The sequence below is a fragment of the Duganella sacchari genome (assembly GCF_900143065.1).
Taxonomy (GTDB): Bacteria; Pseudomonadota; Gammaproteobacteria; order Burkholderiales; family Burkholderiaceae_D; genus Rugamonas; species Rugamonas sacchari.
On record NZ_FRCX01000016.1, the window covers coordinates 1 to 17,631 of the forward strand.

13 protein-coding genes and 1 tRNA gene are annotated in these 17,631 nt (G+C 57.5%); 12 read left to right on the forward strand and 2 right to left on the reverse strand.

Annotation, left to right across the window (positions count from 1 at the left end; genetic code table 11):
• The 11 genes from BUA36_RS26445 to BUA36_RS26495 all read left to right on the forward strand — a co-directional run.
• The coding region (locus BUA36_RS26445) for an EF-Tu C-terminal domain-related protein (RefSeq protein ID WP_267875125.1) at positions 1–519 on the forward strand (519 nt) is incomplete at its 5' end.
• 64 nt (positions 520–583) lie between these two features.
• A tRNA-Trp gene (locus tag BUA36_RS26450) sits at positions 584–659 on the forward strand.
• A gap of 36 nt (positions 660–695) precedes the next feature.
• Complete coding sequence (gene secE, locus BUA36_RS26455) at positions 696–1,079, forward strand: preprotein translocase subunit SecE (protein ID WP_072789253.1); 384 nt, start codon at positions 696–698, stop codon at positions 1,077–1,079.
• Complete coding sequence (gene nusG, locus BUA36_RS26460; RefSeq protein WP_072789256.1) at positions 1,079–1,693, forward strand: transcription termination/antitermination protein NusG; 615 nt, start codon at positions 1,079–1,081, stop codon at positions 1,691–1,693. The genes secE and nusG overlap by 1 nt, the downstream gene beginning before the upstream one ends.
• Before the next feature lie 124 nt (positions 1,694–1,817).
• Entirely contained in the window at positions 1,818–2,249 is a 432-nt protein-coding gene (gene rplK / locus BUA36_RS26465; RefSeq protein ID WP_072789258.1) for a 50S ribosomal protein L11, read from the forward strand.
• Between the two features lie 2 nt (positions 2,250–2,251).
• The gene (rplA, locus tag BUA36_RS26470) at positions 2,252–2,947 is read left to right on the forward strand and encodes a 50S ribosomal protein L1 (RefSeq protein WP_072789261.1); all 696 of its coding nucleotides are present in this window, start codon (positions 2,252–2,254) and stop codon (positions 2,945–2,947) included.
• Positions 2,948–3,211: 264 nt separating this feature from the next.
• Positions 3,212–3,745, forward strand: a complete 534-nt coding sequence (gene rplJ / locus BUA36_RS26475; RefSeq protein WP_072789465.1) for a 50S ribosomal protein L10 — start codon at positions 3,212–3,214, stop codon at positions 3,743–3,745.
• Positions 3,746–3,838: 93 nt separating this feature from the next.
• Positions 3,839–4,216: a 50S ribosomal protein L7/L12 gene (rplL, locus tag BUA36_RS26480; protein ID WP_072789264.1), complete on the forward strand. Its 378-nt coding sequence runs from the start codon at positions 3,839–3,841 to the stop codon at positions 4,214–4,216.
• Between the two features lie 268 nt (positions 4,217–4,484).
• Positions 4,485–8,594: a DNA-directed RNA polymerase subunit beta gene (gene rpoB, locus BUA36_RS26485; RefSeq protein WP_072789268.1), complete on the forward strand. Its 4,110-nt coding sequence runs from the start codon at positions 4,485–4,487 to the stop codon at positions 8,592–8,594.
• A 70-nt stretch (positions 8,595–8,664) separates the two neighbouring features.
• Positions 8,665–12,897 carry a DNA-directed RNA polymerase subunit beta' gene (rpoC, locus tag BUA36_RS26490; RefSeq protein ID WP_072789271.1) on the forward strand — a complete coding sequence of 1,411 codons (4,233 nt, stop codon included), beginning with the start codon at positions 8,665–8,667 and terminating at the stop codon, positions 12,895–12,897.
• A 177-nt stretch (positions 12,898–13,074) separates the two neighbouring features.
• Complete coding sequence (locus tag BUA36_RS26495; RefSeq protein ID WP_072789275.1) at positions 13,075–13,689, forward strand: helix-turn-helix domain-containing protein; 615 nt, start codon at positions 13,075–13,077, stop codon at positions 13,687–13,689.
• Here the strand turns inward: BUA36_RS26495 and BUA36_RS26500 are convergent.
• The gene (locus BUA36_RS26500; protein ID WP_229255818.1) at positions 13,674–15,014 is read right to left on the reverse strand and encodes a sensor histidine kinase; all 1,341 of its coding nucleotides are present in this window, start codon (positions 15,012–15,014) and stop codon (positions 13,674–13,676) included. The two genes, BUA36_RS26495 and BUA36_RS26500, sit on opposite strands and share 16 nt — an antisense overlap.
• 198 nt (positions 15,015–15,212) lie before the next feature.
• Here BUA36_RS26500 and BUA36_RS26505 point away from each other — a divergent pair, with 198 nt between their 5' ends.
• A complete protein-coding gene (locus BUA36_RS26505; RefSeq protein ID WP_072789281.1) occupies positions 15,213–15,626 on the forward strand; it encodes an acyl-CoA thioesterase in 414 nt (137 codons plus the stop codon).
• A gap of 32 nt (positions 15,627–15,658) precedes the next feature.
• Here BUA36_RS26505 and BUA36_RS26510 read toward each other — a convergent pair whose 3' ends face one another.
• On the reverse strand, positions 15,659–17,467 hold the full coding sequence (locus BUA36_RS26510) for a DUF885 domain-containing protein (RefSeq protein WP_072789285.1): 1,809 nt from the start codon (positions 17,465–17,467) through the stop codon (positions 15,659–15,661).
• Positions 17,468–17,631: the final 164 nt, after the last annotated feature.

Here is a 17,631-nt window from a genome sequence, read left to right on the forward strand (position 1 = left end):
GGCCGCGGTACCGTGGTTACCGGTCGTGTTGAGCGCGGCATCATCAAAGTCGGCGAAGAGATCGAAATCGTCGGTATCGTTGACACCGTGAAAACCACCTGCACCGGCGTGGAAATGTTCCGCAAACTGCTGGACCAAGGTCAAGCAGGCGACAACGTTGGTCTGCTGCTGCGCGGCACCAAGCGTGAAGACGTGCAACGTGGTCAAGTTCTGGCAAAACCAGGCTCGATCAAACCGCACAACCACTTCACCGGCGAGATCTACGTTCTGTCGAAAGATGAAGGCGGCCGTCACACCCCGTTCTTCAACAACTATCGCCCACAGTTCTACTTCCGTACGACTGACGTGACCGGTTCGATCGAACTGCCAGCGGACAAAGAAATGGTTATGCCAGGCGACAACGTGTCGATCACCGTTAAGCTGATCAACCCGATCGCAATGGAAGAAGGTCTGCGTTTCGCTATCCGTGAAGGTGGCCGTACCGTAGGCGCAGGCGTGGTCGCTAAGATCATCGCCTAATAGGAAGTAAGATTGCCACCCGGGTGTCCGGGTGGTATAATCCGAATCCTTTGTGGTTTTATGTAGGGGCGTAGCTCAATTGGCAGAGCGTCGGTCTCCAAAACCGAAGGTTGGGGGTTCGAGGCCCTCCGCCCCTGCCACCGAATCTGGTGCAGGGCACCGAAAGTAAAATATAAATGTCTAATCAATCCGTGCAGACCGTCAGCACGTCGAATGACAAGATTAAGGTTGCACTGGCTGTTGTGGTTGCAATCGCAGGCGTGATAGGGTTTTACTACCTGTCGGACAAACCAGCTCTGGTACGCGCAGGCGCACTTGTGGCTGGTTTGGCTTTTGCTGTTTTGATCTTGTGGACTTCGTCGACTGGCCGTGATTTCCTGAATTTCGCTAAAGAAGCTGTTCGCGAGACGAAAAAGGTCGTGTGGCCGACGCGCCGCGAAGCAACCCAGATCACGGGCATCGTGTTTGCCTTTGTGCTGGTGATGGCGGTATTCCTGTGGGGCACGGACAAGACATTGGAATTCCTGTTATACGACGTCATTCTGGGCATACGAAAATAATGAGCGAAAATGTGCAAGACGACGCTCAGGGCGCAGTTCCTGAGCAAGATGCTGGCGCAGCGCCAATCAGCGTACCGGTGAGCAACAAGCGCTGGTACGTTGTGCATGCGTATTCCGGTATGGAAAAAAGCGTGCAGCGTGCCCTGACCGAGCGTGTCGAACGCGCCGGCATGCAAGACCAGTTTGGCCAGATCCTGGTGCCGACCGAAGAAGTGGTCGAAGTGCGCAATGGCCAAAAGTCGGTGACCGAACGTCGTTTCTTCCCTGGCTATGTGCTGGTCGAGATGGAAATGACCGACGAAACCTGGCACCTGGTGAAAAACACCAATAAAGTGACCGGCTTCATCGGCGGCAAGTCCAACAAGCCAACCCCGATTCCTGCGCGCGAGATCGACAAGATCATGCAGCAGATGCAAGAAGGCGTTGAGAAACCACGGCCTAAAGTGCTGTACGAAGTGGGCGAGCAAGTCCGTATCAAGGACGGTCCGTTCACTGACTTCAACGGCAATGTCGAAGAAGTCAATTACGAGAAATCGAAAGTGCGCGTCTCGGTCACCATTTTTGGCCGCGCAACGCCAGTCGAGCTCGAATTCGGCCAGGTCGAAAAAGTATAAGCAACACCGTTCGCCAGAACGGGCGACGGTGTCAACACCCTAGTCAATCTGGCACAAGAGGAGCCCCGCCCTGCACAACGCGCATGGTGGGGCGCTACTACTCATATCCAAGATAGGAGCCATCATGGCAAAGAAAATCATTGGTTTTATCAAGCTGCAAGTGCCAGCTGGTAAAGCAAACCCATCCCCACCGATCGGTCCAGCTCTGGGTCAACGCGGTCTGAACATCATGGAATTCTGCAAAGCGTTCAACGCGCAGACCCAAGGTATGGAACCAGGCATGCCGATTCCAGTCGTGATCACTGCGTTCGCTGACAAGTCCTTCACCTTCGTGATGAAGACCCCGCCAGCAACCTTCCTGATCAAGAAGCACTCGGGCGTGCAAAAAGGTTCGGCCAAGCCACATACCGACAAAGTCGGCAAGCTGACCCGTGCTCAAGCTGAAGAAATCGCTAAATTGAAAACCCCTGATCTGACCGCTGCTGACCTGGATGCTGCTGTACGCACCATCGCTGGCTCGGCTCGTTCGATGGGCATCACGGTGGAAGGTCTGTAATCATGGCAAAACTGTCCAAACGCGCACAAGCTATCAAAGCTAAAGTTGATAGCACCAAGAACTACTCGTTCGACAACGCTGTTGCTCTGATCAAAGAACTGGCAACCGCCAAGTTCAACGAATCGATCGACGTGTCGGTACAACTGGGCGTAGATCCTAAGAAGTCGGACCAAGTGGTTCGCGGTTCCGTCGTGCTGCCAGCTGGCACCGGCAAAACCGTCCGCGTCGCGGTATTCGCTTCGGGCGACAAGGCTGAAGCTGCTAAAGCAGCTGGCGCCGACGTGGTTGGTATGGAAGACCTGGCCGAGCGCGTCAAAGCCGGCGACATGCCTTTCGATATCGTCATCGCTTCGCCAGACACCATGCGTATCGTGGGTACCCTGGGTCAGATCCTGGGCCCACGTGGCCTGATGCCTAACCCGAAAGTGGGCACCGTGACCCCTGACGTCGCGACCGCCGTGAAAAACGCGAAAGCTGGCCAGGTTCAGTACCGTACCGACAAAGCCGGTATCATCCACGCGACCATTGGCCGCAAATCGTTCGCTGATGCCGATCTGAAGAGCAACCTGGTTGCCCTGATCGACGCGCTGAACAAAGCCAAGCCAGCATCGAGCAAGGGTGTTTACCTGCGCAAGGTATCGCTGTCGTCGACCATGGGCGCTGGCGTCCGTGTTGACCAGACGACCCTGGCAGCTTAAGGTTTAATTTTCAAGTTTAAGTCCTTGTGTGGCCGTCGCGCCGCATGGGGCAGTTCTTTGGGATGGCTGCTGTGCAAGCAGCAGCCGCAATCAAAGACCGTTGGGCTGGATGCATCAGGCAGGCATCCGGTTAATTGAATGTTTCACCCAACGCAGATGGTGTTCCCGATCAAGTTTTGCAGTCCATTGGACTCCTAACCTCGGACGCCGTTGTTCGAACCGATGGCCGGCAATTCAGCTGGCGATCATTTAAGGAGATTGACCGTGGGTCTCAATCTGAATGACAAAAAGGCCGTCGTCGCCGAAGTTTCCGCAAAAGTAGCAACTGCGCAAACTATCGTCGTGGCCGAGTATCGTGGCATCCAGGTTGCTCACTTGACGCAACTCCGTGCCAAAGCGCGCGCTCAAGGCGTGTACCTGCGAGTGTTGAAAAACACCCTCGCACGTCGCTCCGTTGAAGGCACGCAATTTGCCGCCCTGGCAGACAGCATGACCGGTCCGCTGATCTATTCGATCTCGGACGATGCCGTTGCAGCAGCTAAAGTCATCGCTGACTTCGCTAAAACCAACGACAAACTGGTCATCACTGCTGGTAACTACGCAGGCAAGCAGCTGGATAAAGCAGCTGTTGCAGCGTTGGCGAGCATTCCTAGCCGTGAAGTCCTCATCTCGCAGCTGTTGGGCGTTATGCTGGCACCGGTATCGGGCTTTGCACGTGGTCTGGCTGCTCTGGCAGCGAAAAAATCCGAAGGCGCTCCTGTTGCAGAAGTTGCAGCAGAAGAAGCCCCAGCAGCCTAAGTGGCCGCTGCGTGCCGCCATGGACGGCGGCGCGGGTTTTTTATCAAGTAGCATTCTGATGTATTAACGAATCAAAAATTATTGGAGTTTCAAATGGCAATTAGCAAAGACGACATCCTGAACGCAGTGAGCGAAATGTCCGTAATGGACCTGAACGAACTGGTCAAAGCTTTCGAAGAAAAATTCGGCGTTTCGGCCGCTGCAATGGCTGCTCCAGCAGCTGGCGGCGCAGCTGGCGGCGCAGCTGCTGCTGAAGAGCAAACCGAATTCAACCTGGTTCTGACCGAAGTCGGCGCGAACAAAGTTGGCGTAATTAAAGCAGTTCGCGAAATCACCGGTCTGGGCCTGAAAGAAGCCAAAGACGTCGTTGATGGCGCACCAAAAACCGTAAAAGAAGCTCTGTCGAAAGCTGACGCTGAAGCCGCTAAGAAAAAGCTGGAAGAAGCTGGCGCCAAGGCTGACCTGAAGTAATTCGTTGTACCGGCTGCTAACAGCTTATAGTTAGCGCCACGAGCCAAAGCAGCGGGTAGTTCCCCTTGAAAAAGGGGAAATATCCGGCTTTGGCTCCTTTGTCGTCTGTGTCGTATTTGTAGCGTTTTCCCGACGTTGCAGTTCCAATTGAATCAGCTGGAAATGGTAGAAGTTTCAGGTTTCGTCTGTATGACATGCAGCCGAAAGCCGTTGCAGCATACAGGCAAAACCTGAAATTTTTTCCCTTTCTGTCACTCACGGAGTGTCCATGCACTACTCATTTACTGAGAAGAAACGCATTCGCAAATCATTCGCGAAGCGCGCCAACGTTCACAACGTTCCGTTCCTGCTGGCTACCCAGCTCGAGTCCTACCACAGTTTCCTGCAAGAAGACGTCGCCCCGTCGACTCGCAAGAACGACGGCCTGCAGTCGGCCTTTACCTCGATTTTCCCTATCGTTTCGCACAATGGCTTCGCGCGTCTCGAGTTCCTGTCGTACGTGCTGGGCGATCCTGCCTTTGACGTCAAGGAATGCCAACTGCGTGGCCTGACGTTCGCGTCGCCGCTGCGCGCCAAAGTTCGCCTGGTGATCCTGGACAAGGAATCGCCAACCAAGCCGGTCGTCAAGGAAATGAAGGAGCAGGAAGTCTACATGGGCGAACTGCCTCTGATGACCTCTACCGGTTCGTTCGTGATCAACGGCACCGAGCGTGTGATCGTTTCGCAGCTGCATCGCTCCCCAGGCGTGTTCTTCGAGCACGACCGTGGCAAGACCCACTCGTCCGGCAAGCTGCTGTTCTCGGCCCGTATCATTCCTTACCGCGGTTCGTGGCTGGACTTCGAGTTCGACCCGAAAGACATCCTGTACTTCCGCGTCGACCGTCGCCGCAAGATGCCCGTGTCGATCCTGCTCAAGGCCATCGGCATGTCGCCAGAACAGATCCTGGCCAACTTCTTCGTCTTCGACAACTTCCACCTGCGCTCGGAAGGCGCGGAAATGGAATTCGTGGCCGAACGCCTGCGCGGCGAAGTCGCGCGCTTCGACATCGTCGATCCGAAGTCGGGCAAGACCATCGTCATGAAAGACAAGCGTATCAATGCCAAGCATGTACGCGACATCGACGCTGCCGGCCTGAAACATATCTCGGTACCGGAAGACTATCTGGTTGGCCGCGTGCTGGCCAAGAACATCGTGGACGCGGATACCGGCGAAGTCATCGCCAGCGCCAACGATGAGCTGACCGACGAAGTGCTGAACCGCCTGCGCGACAGCAATGTGTCGGACATCCAGACCCTGTACACCAACGATCTGGACCAGGGCGCCTACATCTCGCAGACCCTGCGGATCGACGACACCGCCGACCAGACCGCTGCGCGTATTGCGATCTACCGCATGATGCGTCCTGGCGAACCGCCAACCGAAGAGTCGGTGGAAGCGCTGTTCAACGGCCTGTTCTACAGCCCGGACCGTTACGACCTGTCGGCCGTGGGCCGCATGAAGTTCAACCGCCGTATCGGCCGTGATGAACTGACCGGCGCCATGACGCTGTCGAACGAAGACGTGCTGGCCGTGATCAAGATTCTGGTGGAACTGCGCAATGGCCGCGGCGAAGTCGACGATATCGATCACCTGGGTAACCGTCGCGTACGCTGCGTGGGCGAACTGGCCGAGAACCAGTTCCGCGCCGGCCTGGTACGGGTTGAACGCGCCGTCAAAGAGCGTCTGGGCCAGGCGGAAGCCGACAACCTGATGCCGCATGACCTGATCAACTCCAAGCCAATCTCGGCTGCTATCCGTGAGTTCTTCGGTTCGTCGCAGCTGTCGCAGTTTATGGACCAGACCAACCCGCTGTCGGAAATCACCCACAAGCGCCGTGTTTCCGCACTGGGCCCTGGCGGTCTGACGCGCGAACGTGCTGGCTTCGAGGTGCGCGACGTGCACCCGACCCACTACGGCCGCGTGTGCCCGATTGAAACGCCTGAAGGCCCGAACATCGGTCTGATCAACTCGCTGGCACTGTATGCCCGCCTGAATGAATACGGCTTCCTGGAAACCCCCTACCGCAAGGTCGAGGGTTCCAAAGTCACCGACCAGATCGATTACCTGTCGGCCATCGAAGAAGGCCGCTACATCATCGCCCAGGCGAATGCCAAGGTGAATGACGCTGGCCAGCTGGTCGACGAACTGGTGTCGTCGCGTGAAGCCGGCGAGACCATTCTGGTGTCGCCAGAGCGCGTGCAGTACATGGACGTGGCCCCAGGCCAGATCGTCTCGGTGGCAGCGTCGCTGATTCCATTCCTGGAACACGATGATGCGAACCGTGCACTGATGGGCGCCAACATGCAGCGTCAGGCTGTGCCTTGCCTGCGTCCTGAAAAGGCGCTGGTCGGTACCGGTATCGAACGTACCGTGGCAGTCGACTCCGGCACCACCGTGCAGGCCGTCCGCGGCGGCATCGTGGACTACATCGATGCAGGCCGTGTGGTGATCCGGGTTAACGACGACGAAGCCACTGCAGGCGAAGTCGGCGTCGACATCTACAACCTGATCAAGTACACCCGTTCGAACCAGAACACCAACATCAACCAGCGTCCTATCGTCGAACGCGGCGACCGTGTGGCCAAAGGCGACGTGATCGCTGACGGCGCATCGACCGACCTGGGCGAGCTGGCGCTGGGCCAGAACATGACCGTGGCCTTCATGCCATGGAATGGTCTGAACTTCGAAGACTCGATCCTGATCTCGGAAAACGTCGTTAAAGACGACCGTTACACCTCGATCCACATCGAAGAACTGAGCGTTGTTGCACGTGATACCAAACTGGGCGCGGAAGAAATTACGCGCGACATTTCCAACCTGGCGGAAAACCAGCTGGCGCGCCTGGACGAATCCGGTATCGTGTACATCGGTGCTGAAGTGCAAGCCGGCGACACCCTGGTAGGTAAGGTCACCCCGAAAGGCGAGACCCAGCTGACCCCGGAAGAGAAGCTGCTGCGCGCCATCTTCGGCGAAAAAGCCTCGGACGTGAAAGACACCTCGCTGCGCGTGCCTTCGGGCATGGTCGGCACCGTGATCGACGTGCAAGTGTTCACGCGCGAAGGCATCGTGCGCGACAAACGTGCCCAGCAGATCATTGACGATGAACTGAAGCGCTTCCGTCTGGACCTGAACGACCAGATGCGTATTGTGGAAGGCGACGCCTTCCAGCGTCTGGAAAAAATGCTGATTGGCCAGGTGGTCAACGGCGGTCCGAAGAAGCTGGCCAAAGGCGCCAAGATCACCAAGGACTACCTGGACGATCTGGACAAGTACCACTGGTTCGACATCCGCCCGGCGGAAGACGCCTCGGCCACCGCGCTGGAAGCGATCAAGGAATCGATCAACGAGAAGCGCCACCAGTTCGACCTGGCCTTCGAAGAGAAGCGCAAGAAGCTGACCCAGGGCGACGAGCTGCAACCTGGCGTGCAAAAAATGGTCAAGGTTTACCTGGCCGTGAAACGCCGCCTGCAGTCGGGCGACAAGATGGCAGGCCGCCACGGTAACAAGGGTGTGGTCTCGCGTATCGTGCCGGTGGAAGACATGCCGCACATGGCCGACGGTACGCCGGCCGACGTGGTGCTGAACCCGCTGGGCGTGCCTTCGCGCATGAACGTGGGGCAGATCCTGGAAACCCACTTGGGCTGGGCAGCAAAAGGCCTGGGTATCCGTATCAGCGAAATGCTGGCGCAGCAGATCAAAGTGGAAGAGATGCGCAAGTATCTGACCACGGTCTACAACGAAACCGGCCGTCCGGAAGATCTGGACCGGTTCGACGACGAAGAGATCATGAAGCTGGCGCACAACCTGAAAAAAGGTGTGCCGTTCGCAACGCCGGTGTTTGACGGTGCGCACGAGTCGGAAATCCGCCGCATGCTGGACCTGGCCTACCCGGACGACATCGCCCGCAACCTGGGCATGACCGCCTCGAAGAACCAGGTCACCATGTACGACGGCCGTACCGGTGAAGCGTTTGAGCGTAAAGTCACCGTTGGCGTGATGCACATGCTGAAACTGCACCACTTGGTTGACGACAAGATGCACGCGCGTTCGACCGGTCCATACTCGCTGGTAACGCAGCAGCCACTGGGCGGTAAAGCCCAGTTCGGTGGCCAGCGTTTCGGTGAGATGGAGGTGTGGGCACTGGAAGCGTACGGCGCATCGTACGTGCTGCAAGAAATGCTGACCGTGAAGTCCGATGACGTGAATGGCCGTACCAAAGTGTACGAAAACCTCGTCAAGGGCGATCACGTGATCGATGCCGGCATGCCGGAATCGTTCAACGTGCTGGTGAAAGAGATCCGTTCCCTGGGTATCGATATGGACCTGGAACGCAACTAAGACAGCACGGGCCTCGCTGGCGGTCGCCGGCGAGGCAGTTTAAAGAATTCATCACTACCTGGAGTGATACATGAAAGCACTGCTCGATCTATTCAAGCAAGTACAGACGAACGAGACCTTTGACGCGATCAAAATTGGTCTGGCTTCGCCTGAAAAAATCCGTTCGTGGTCCTACGGCGAAGTTAAAAAGCCGGAAACCATCAACTACCGTACCTTCAAGCCTGAGCGCGATGGTCTGTTCTGCGCCAAGATCTTTGGCCCGATCAAAGACTACGAGTGCCTGTGCGGCAAGTACAAACGCCTGAAACACCGCGGCGTCATCTGCGAAAAATGCGGCGTGGAAGTCACGCTGGCCAAGGTGCGCCGTGAGCGCATGGGCCACATCGAACTGGCTTCGCCAACCGCCCACATCTGGTTCCTGAAATCGCTGCCGTCGCGTCTGGGCATGGTGCTGGACATGACCCTGCGCGATATCGAACGCGTGCTGTACTTTGAAGCATATGTCGTGACCGATCCTGGCATGACCCCGCTGAAAAAGTGCCAGATCATGTCGGAAGACGACTACGCCGCCAAGTACGAAGAGTACGGCGACGACTTCACCGCCTTCATGGGCGCGGAAGGTATCCGTGAACTGCTGCGCTCGATCGACATCCACCGCGATGCCGAGACCCTGCGCGTGGAACTCAAGGAATCGAAATCCGAAGCCAAGATCAAGAAATACGCCAAGCGTCTGAAAGTGCTGGAAGCGTTCCAGCGTTCGGGCATCAAGCCTGAGTGGATGATCATGGAAGTGCTGCCGGTGCTGCCACCGGAACTGCGTCCACTGGTGCCACTGGACGGCGGCCGTTTCGCGACCTCGGACCTGAATGACCTGTATCGCCGCGTCATCAACCGTAACAACCGTCTGAAACGCCTGATGGAGCTGCGCGCTCCAGAGATCATCACGCGCAACGAAAAGCGCATGCTGCAAGAAGCAGTGGACTCGCTGCTGGACAACGGCCGTCGCGGCAAAGCGATGACCGGCGCCAACAAGCGTCCGCTGAAATCGCTGGCAGAGATGATCAAAGGTAAGGGCGGCCGCTTCCGTCAGAACTTGCTGGGTAAGCGCGTCGACTACTCGGGCCGTTCGGTGATCGTGGTGGGTCCACAGCTGAAACTGCACCAGTGCGGTCTGCCGAAGCTGATGGCGCTGGAACTGTTCAAGCCCTTCATCTTCAACAAGCTGGAACTGATGGGTCTGGCGACGACCATCAAGGCTGCCAAGAAACTGGTTGAGATTCAAGAACCAGTGGTCTGGGACATCCTGGAAGACGTGATCCGCGAACACCCGATCATGCTGAACCGTGCACCAACCCTGCACCGTCTGGGCATCCAGGCGTTCGAGCCGGTCCTGATTGAAGGCAAGGCGATCCAGCTGCACCCACTGGTCTGCGCGGCATTCAATGCTGACTTCGACGGTGACCAGATGGCAGTGCACGTTCCGCTGTCGATCGAAGCGCAGATGGAAGCCCGTACGCTGATGCTGGCCTCGAACAACATCCTGTTCCCGTCGAACGGCGAACCATCGATCGTTCCGTCGCAGGATATCGTGCTGGGTCTGTACTACGCGACCCGTGAAGCGATCAATGCGAAAAACGAAGGCATGCTGTTCCCTGACGTGTCGGAAGTCATCCGTGCCTACGACAACAAGGAAGTGGAACTGACCACCCGGATTACCGTCCGTATCGTTGAGCATCCAAAAGATCTGACGACCGGCGAATTCGTGCGTACCGTGACCCGTTACGAAACCACGGTCGGCCGTGCCATCCTGTCGGAAATCCTGCCGAAAGGTCTGCCTTTCTCGGTGCTGAACCGCGCGCTGAAAAAGAAAGAAATTTCCAAGCTGATCAACACCTCGTTCCGTAAGTGCGGTCTGCGCGCGACGGTCGTGTTTGCTGACCAGCTGATGCAGTCGGGCTTCCGCCTGGCAACCCGCGCCGGTATTTCGATCTGCGTGGACGACATGCTGGTACCGCCACAAAAAGTCACCCTGATTTCGACTGCCGAGTCGGAAGTCAAACAGATCGAGCAGCAGTACGCGTCGGGTCTGGTGACCGCAGGCGAGCGTTACAACAAAGTGGTCGACATCTGGGGCAAGACTTCCGACGAAGTCGGCAAGGCCATGATGGACCAGCTGAAAGTGGAAGACGTCATCAAGCGTGACGGCACCAAGTCGACCCAGGAATCGTTCAACGCGATTTACATGATGGCTGACTCGGGCGCACGTGGTTCGGCCGCACAGATTCGCCAGCTGGCGGGTATGCGTGGTCTGATGGCGAAACCGGACGGTTCGATTATTGAAACGCCGATTACCGCGAACTTCCGCGAAGGTCTGAACGTGTTGCAGTACTTCATCTCGACCCACGGCGCGCGTAAAGGTCTGGCGGATACGGCACTGAAAACCGCAAACTCGGGTTACCTGACCCGTCGTCTGGTGGACGTGACCCAGGATCTGGTGGTGATCGAAGATGATTGCGGCACCAGCAACGGTACCGTGATGAAGGCGATGGTTGAGGGCGGTGAAGTGATCGAAGCCCTGCGCGACCGTATTCTGGGCCGCGTGGCAGGTACCGACATCGTCAACCCTGAGACCCAGGAAACCCTGTATGCGGCCGGCACCCTGCTGGACGAAGACATGGTGGAAGAGATCGAACGCGTGGGTATCGACGAAGTCAAAGTCCGTACTCCGCTGACCTGCGACACCCGCTTTGGTCTGTGCGCCAGCTGCTATGGCCGCGATCTGGGCCGTGGTCTGCTGGTCAACGCCGGCGAAGCCGTCGGTGTGGTGGCAGCGCAGTCGATCGGTGAGCCGGGTACCCAGCTGACCATGCGTACCTTCCACATCGGTGGTGCGGCATCGCGTGCAGCAGTGGCGTCGTCGGTGGAAGCCAAGTCGAACGGCACCATCCGCTTCACCTCGACCATGCGTTATGTGACCAACGGCAAGGGCGCGCAAATCGTCATTTCCCGTTCGGGCGAAGTACTGATCACCGACGACCACGGCCGTGAGCGCGAGCGCCACAAAGTGCCGTACGGCGCGACCCTGATCGTCAAGGATGGCCTGACTGTTAAAGCTGGCACCGCCCTGGCAACCTGGGACCCGCTGACCCGTCCGATCATTACCGAGTACGCCGGTACCGTGCGCTTCGAGAACGTCGAAGAAGGCGTCACCGTGGCCCGTCAGGTCGACGAAGTGACCGGTCTGGCAACGCTGGTGGTGATCGATGCGAAGCGTCGTGGTTCGCTGACCAAGACCCTGCGTCCACAGGTCAAGCTGCTCAACGAAGATGGCAACGAAGTCAAGATTGCCGGCACCGAACACGCCGTAGCGATCGGCTTCCAGGTTGGCGCGCTGATCATGGTGAAAGACGGCCAGGCGGTATCGGTCGGTGAAGTGCTGGCACGTATCCCAACCGAATCGCAGAAAACCCGTGACATTACCGGTGGTCTGCCACGTGTTGCCGAGCTGTTTGAAGCCCGTTCGCCGAAAGATGCCGGCATGCTGGCGGAAGTCACTGGTACCGTGGCCTTCGGTAAAGAAACCAAAGGTAAACAGCGTCTGGAAATTACCGACATGGACGGTAATAAGCACGAGTTCCTGATTACCAAGGATAAACAAGTGCTGGTCCACGACGGCCAGGTGGTGAATAAAGGTGAGATGATTGTTGACGGCCCAGCCGATCCACAAGATATTCTGCGCCTGCTGGGGATTGAAGCATTGGCCCGTTATATCGTTGACGAAGTGCAGGACGTTTATCGTCTGCAGGGCGTTAAGATTAATGACAAGCACATTGAAGTCATTGTGCGTCAGATGCTGCGCCGTGTTCAGATCGTTAATGCTGGCGATACCAACTACATCGTTGGTGAGCAAGTGGAACGTTCGGAACTGCTGGATGAAAATGATCGTGTAAATGCAGAGAATAAGATCCCTGCTACTTACGAAAACGTTCTGCTGGGTATTACCAAAGCGTCGCTGTCGACTGACTCGTTCATTTCGGCTGCATCGTTCCAGGAAACCACCCGCGTTCTGACCGAAGCCGCCATCATGGGCAAACGCGATGGTCTGCGTGGTCTGAAAGAAAACGTGATCGTCGGTCGCCTGATCCCAGGCGGTACCGGTCTGGCCTTCCACCGCGCACGCAAAGAGAAAGAGCAGTGGGAAGTCGAAGAGCGTCAAGCCCTGCTGGCCGCCGAGAAGGCAGCCATGGCTGGCGCCGATGTGGAAGCCACCGAAACCGTGGCACCGCACGACGGCGAAGCATAAGCTTCAGCGCAGCATACAAAACGGCACCTTCGGGTGCCGTTTTTTTATTCGGGGTCAGTGCCGACATTCGGACACGGCCTCAGCAATGGGAAGCATCATTGCTGAGGCCGTGTCCGAATGTCGGCACTGACCCCGAATTCATGCCAGAAAGTGGTGTGCTCATGCTAAGATTTAGTCATGATTGCTCAAGCCCTCTTCACTCCCGCCCAGCAAAAACTGCTGGGCTTGCTGTTTGTACGTGTCAATCAAGGATTCCACTTGAATGAGATCATGCGCCTGACGGGCCTGGGCAGCGCATCGGCGCAGCGCGAGCTCAAGCGGCTGCATGAGTCGGGCGTGATCGTGTCGGAACGGATCGGCAATGTGCGCCGCTTCAAACCGAACAAGGACTGCATCGTGTTTGGTGAATTGAGCGGGCTGGTGAAGAAAACCTTCGGCCTGGTCAGCGTGCTCAACTCGGCATTGGCGCCGCTGCAGAATGTGCTCAATGTGGCGTTTGTGTATGGCGCCACCGCCAAGGAACAGGAGGGTATGGATACCGCCATTGAATTGCTGCTGATTGGCGATAATACGAGTTACGGCGAATTATTATCCCGCCTGCCGGTCGCCGAGCGATTATTGCGCCGTAAAATAAATCCCAACCTGTACTCAATTCCCGATTTTAAACGCCGGCTGCGCGAACAGCAGCCATTTATTCTGGAAGTTTTACGCGGCCAGAAGATATATGTTTTAGGCGATGAAACGGATTTGGAAAAAGTCAGCGGCGAAGATTTAACTCAATTGGTGGGATAATTCATCCGGCGTGGAAAAGATAAACAAAAGCGCGTATATCTTCCCGCCTGCGATTCGCATTGAATATTGCCGCCAAAAGCCGTCAGCACTTTCTGGCAAAACGGTAATCCCATGCCCGTACCGCCGGTGCTGTAAAACGGTTCAAATACATGCGGTAATACGTCATCGGGAATACCCGGGCCGGTATCTGTGACCAATAACTGGCGGTCTGCCAGCATAATCTCCAGTTCTCCCCGCCCTGCGGATTTGATCGCGTGCAGCGCATTCTTGAACAGGTTGTACAGCACGTAGATCAGCAGCACATCCGAGCCAAAGAAAGTGAAGTCTTCGCTGCGCCGCACTTTGACCTTGTTGCGCATGGCGCTTTCGAACGGGTAGCTGGCCAACGCTTCATCGACACATTTCATGACGGAATGGTTGGCAAAATCACTACGATTGAGCGAACCGGCGCGGGCCGAGGCCAGCATCATGTCGACGATGAAGCTGGAGCGGCTGATTTCCGTTTCGATGTATTGCCCGAGCCCGGCCAGGTATTGCAGCTTGGGCGCCGACATCCTGGGGGCAATCAGGCCATGCGCCAGTGCACTTTGGTAGCCGGCCAGCAATTCCGGCATGCAGCGCGACAGCACGCGCGACTGGTTGCGGATGGTGGCCAGCGGCGTGCGCATTTCGTGGGCAATGGTCGCGGCCACCTCCAGCGGATCAGCCAGCAGGTTGTGGCGCACCATGGCCTGGGCAATCAGGCCCAGGCTGGTGGCGACAAACAGCACGCCTGGCGGGTAGAACGACACGCCGTAGTTGCACAGGTAGTCGACCGAGGCAAAGAAGTAGATCAGCAGGCTGACCAGGCAATAGCGCAGCCGGGTTTTCTCGGTGGACACCGCCAGTCGCTGGCGCCGGTACAGCAGCCAGAGGCCGCGCCCCACCACCAGCATGGTCTGCAGCAGGTGCAGCGGATGTAGCGGCCCCGCCTTGGGGTAATAGCCGAAGAAGTAGTCGTAGACGCCGGCAATCAGCCAGTCGCTGGTCAGCAGCAGCACGCCCAGCAATCCGGCAAAGCCATAGGACATCGCTACCCAGCGCCGCTCCCTGTGCTGGCTCGTCAGCTCGGTAATGAAATGGTATAGCGTGGTGGGCAGGAACAGGATCAGCAAATAGCCCAGCTTGGCGAGTGACACCGCCTCGGCCGCCTGCTGCATCTGAAACAGGATGGCCCAGGTGAATTGCCAGCAAAACGTGGCGACGCATAGCAGGAAGAAGGTCAGGCTGATGCGGCTGACGCCGCGCGAGTGCAGCACGTAGGCGCCGTAGCACAGGAAAAGCATGGAAACTACAGCTGGCAGGAGGGAATGCATACGCTGAATCCATGGCAAGTTGGCAGTATGGATCAGTATTGCGCGTGGTGAAGGCGCTTGCTTGCAAATTGCGCGGGCTTTTGCGGCAGATCAAACAAGCCCCATCCGTTCGCCCTTGTAGTGGATGCGCCCGGCCGTCGGGCTGCCAACCACCCAAGGAGAAATCTCATGCTGATGCAAGTTATCGCTCAAACCTTTACACACTCGCTGACCGCCTACCTCAAGGACTCGAATGCCTACGGCAACACCTACTTTGCGCGCTATTTTGAATGGCAGGGTATCTGCCGCGAAAAATGGTTCTACGAGTGCATTTCGCGCGATATGCTGCAGCAGGAGGGCGTGTTCATCACCAAGCACGCCGAACAAAGCTACTTGCAGGAAACCTTTCCGTTTCAAGAGATTTCTTGCGAGTTGAATGCATATGGCGTCAAGAAGTGTTCATTCTGGCTGGAGTTCCGCTTTTACGCCGATGGCAAGCCAGTGTCTGTGGGGCGCCAGCAGATAGTCTTTGCGAGCCATGAACGCAAAATCAAGGCCTTGCCTGCGGCGGTGACTACGCTGATCCAGCGGTATGTGAAGTAAAAAAAGCGGGCTGTTCAGGCCCGCTTTCCAGCTTACTTTTGTGCAGCGATCCAGCGATCGACCTTTGCTTCCAGCAGCGCCAATGGCACCGTGCCGTCGCCTAGCACGACAGCGTGGAAGGCTGGCAGGCTGAATTTGTCGCCGAGCGCCTGTTGGGCACGCGCGCGCAGTTCCTGAATCTTCAGCGAACCCACCTTGTAGCCCAGCGCCTGGCCTGGCCATGCCATGTAGCGCTCGGTCTCGGTCTTGGCGGCGTTGTCGTAGCCCAGTGTGTCTTTCATGTACTGGATGCTTTGCTCGCGGGTCCAGCCCTTGGCGTGCATGCCGGTATCGACCACCAGGCGCACGGCGCGCAGCATTTCATCGTTCAGGTGGCCGAAGTACTGGGCCGGATCGTCAAACAGGCCCATTTCCTTGCCCAGCGTTTCCGCGTACAGCGCCCAGCCTTCGATGAAGGCATTGTTGCCGCCAAATTTGCGGAAATTGGGCAAGCCCAGTTCCTGCATCAGCGCCAGATGGAAGTGGTGGCCCGGTTTGCCTTCGTGCAGGAACAGCGTGGTCATGCCGGTGCTGCCGTACTTGCTTGGATCGTTGACCACCGACCAGAACACGCCTGGACGCGAGCCGTCGGCCGCCGGCGAGGTGTAATGGTCGGAGGCGGTGGCGCGGCTCAGCTCAGGTTCCAGGCGCAGGTCCAGCCTGGCTTTCGGCAGCAGGGTGAACATCTGCGGCAGCTTGGTATCCAGCACGTCGTTGAGCTTGTGATAAACGGCCTGGACTTCGTCTTCCGTCTTGAACGGATAGAACTTGGCTTGCGCCGCCACCCACACGGGCAAGCCTGCGGCCGGACCGGTGTAGCCCAGCTTCGGTCCCAGCACGTCAAACTGCGACTGGATACGCACGACTTCTTTCAGGCCGATAGCGTGAATTTCCTCGGGTTTGAGCGTGGTTGTCGTGGCGTTGGCGACACGTGCCTGATACCAGGCGGCGCCATCCGGCACTGCGCCGAGGCCGGTGGTGGTGCGGCAGGCCGGCACATACTCTTTTTCCAGGAAGGTGGCCAGGCGGGCCAGCGCCGGCATGAGCTTGTCGTTGACGGTCTTGCGGTAAGCGGCGCTCAGGCGTTGCTTGTCGGCGTCGGAGAAGGCGGCCGGCAGCTTGGTGATGGGCGTGTAGTAAATATTCGCTTCCGGCGTTGCGCTCACCAGATGCTTGAATTGCGGCAGCGCTGAAATCATGATGGCTTGCGGCTGGGTCACCCCCTTCTTCATGCCGACGCGCATATTGGCGATGGCCTGGTCGATCCATGCCGGCAGTTGCGAGATACGGCTCAGGTAGGCTTCGTATTCCTTGACGGTGCCGAGCGGCTGCGAACCTTCGCCGCCGGCATAGTTGGCCAATGTCACAGGCATGCTGTCCATCTGGCTGATCGGCAGCAGGTGTTCCGGGAAGCGCTCCATGGCAATCAGGCCATGCAGCTCGTATTGCAGGATGTCGTAATTGATGCGGTCCTTGTCGTCCAGCTGCTCGCGCTTGATGGCTTGCAGGCGCTGCGCGTATTGACGGTAGAGCTTGAATTGCGCCGCCCGCTTGGCGGGGGCAATGCTCAGGCCCAGTTGATCGTCGAAGCGGTTGTCGCCGTTTTCAGTCGCGCTCACGGGTTCAAAGCGCGCGGTCGCGTCGTAGTACTGGTCGGCCAGCGTCAACAGTGCCTTGTGGGCAGGGGCGGCGCTGACCTGCGGCGCAGGTGCTGCGTTGTCAACCGCGGCCATGCCGGCTGGCGAGAACGCCAGCGCAATTGCAGCGGCGAAGGGGGCGAGGATGTTGCGGCAATACGTCATGTCATCTTCCTGGCTGTAACAAAGTTGGCCAATAGCATAAGCCATCGACGGGCAAGCGAGGAACAAAATTTGTATCTGCCGACACATTGTTTTTCTATGGAAATTTTAAATTCCAATTGACCATTTTATTTGTCGATAGGATACGGTGCCAGGAGTAAGATAAA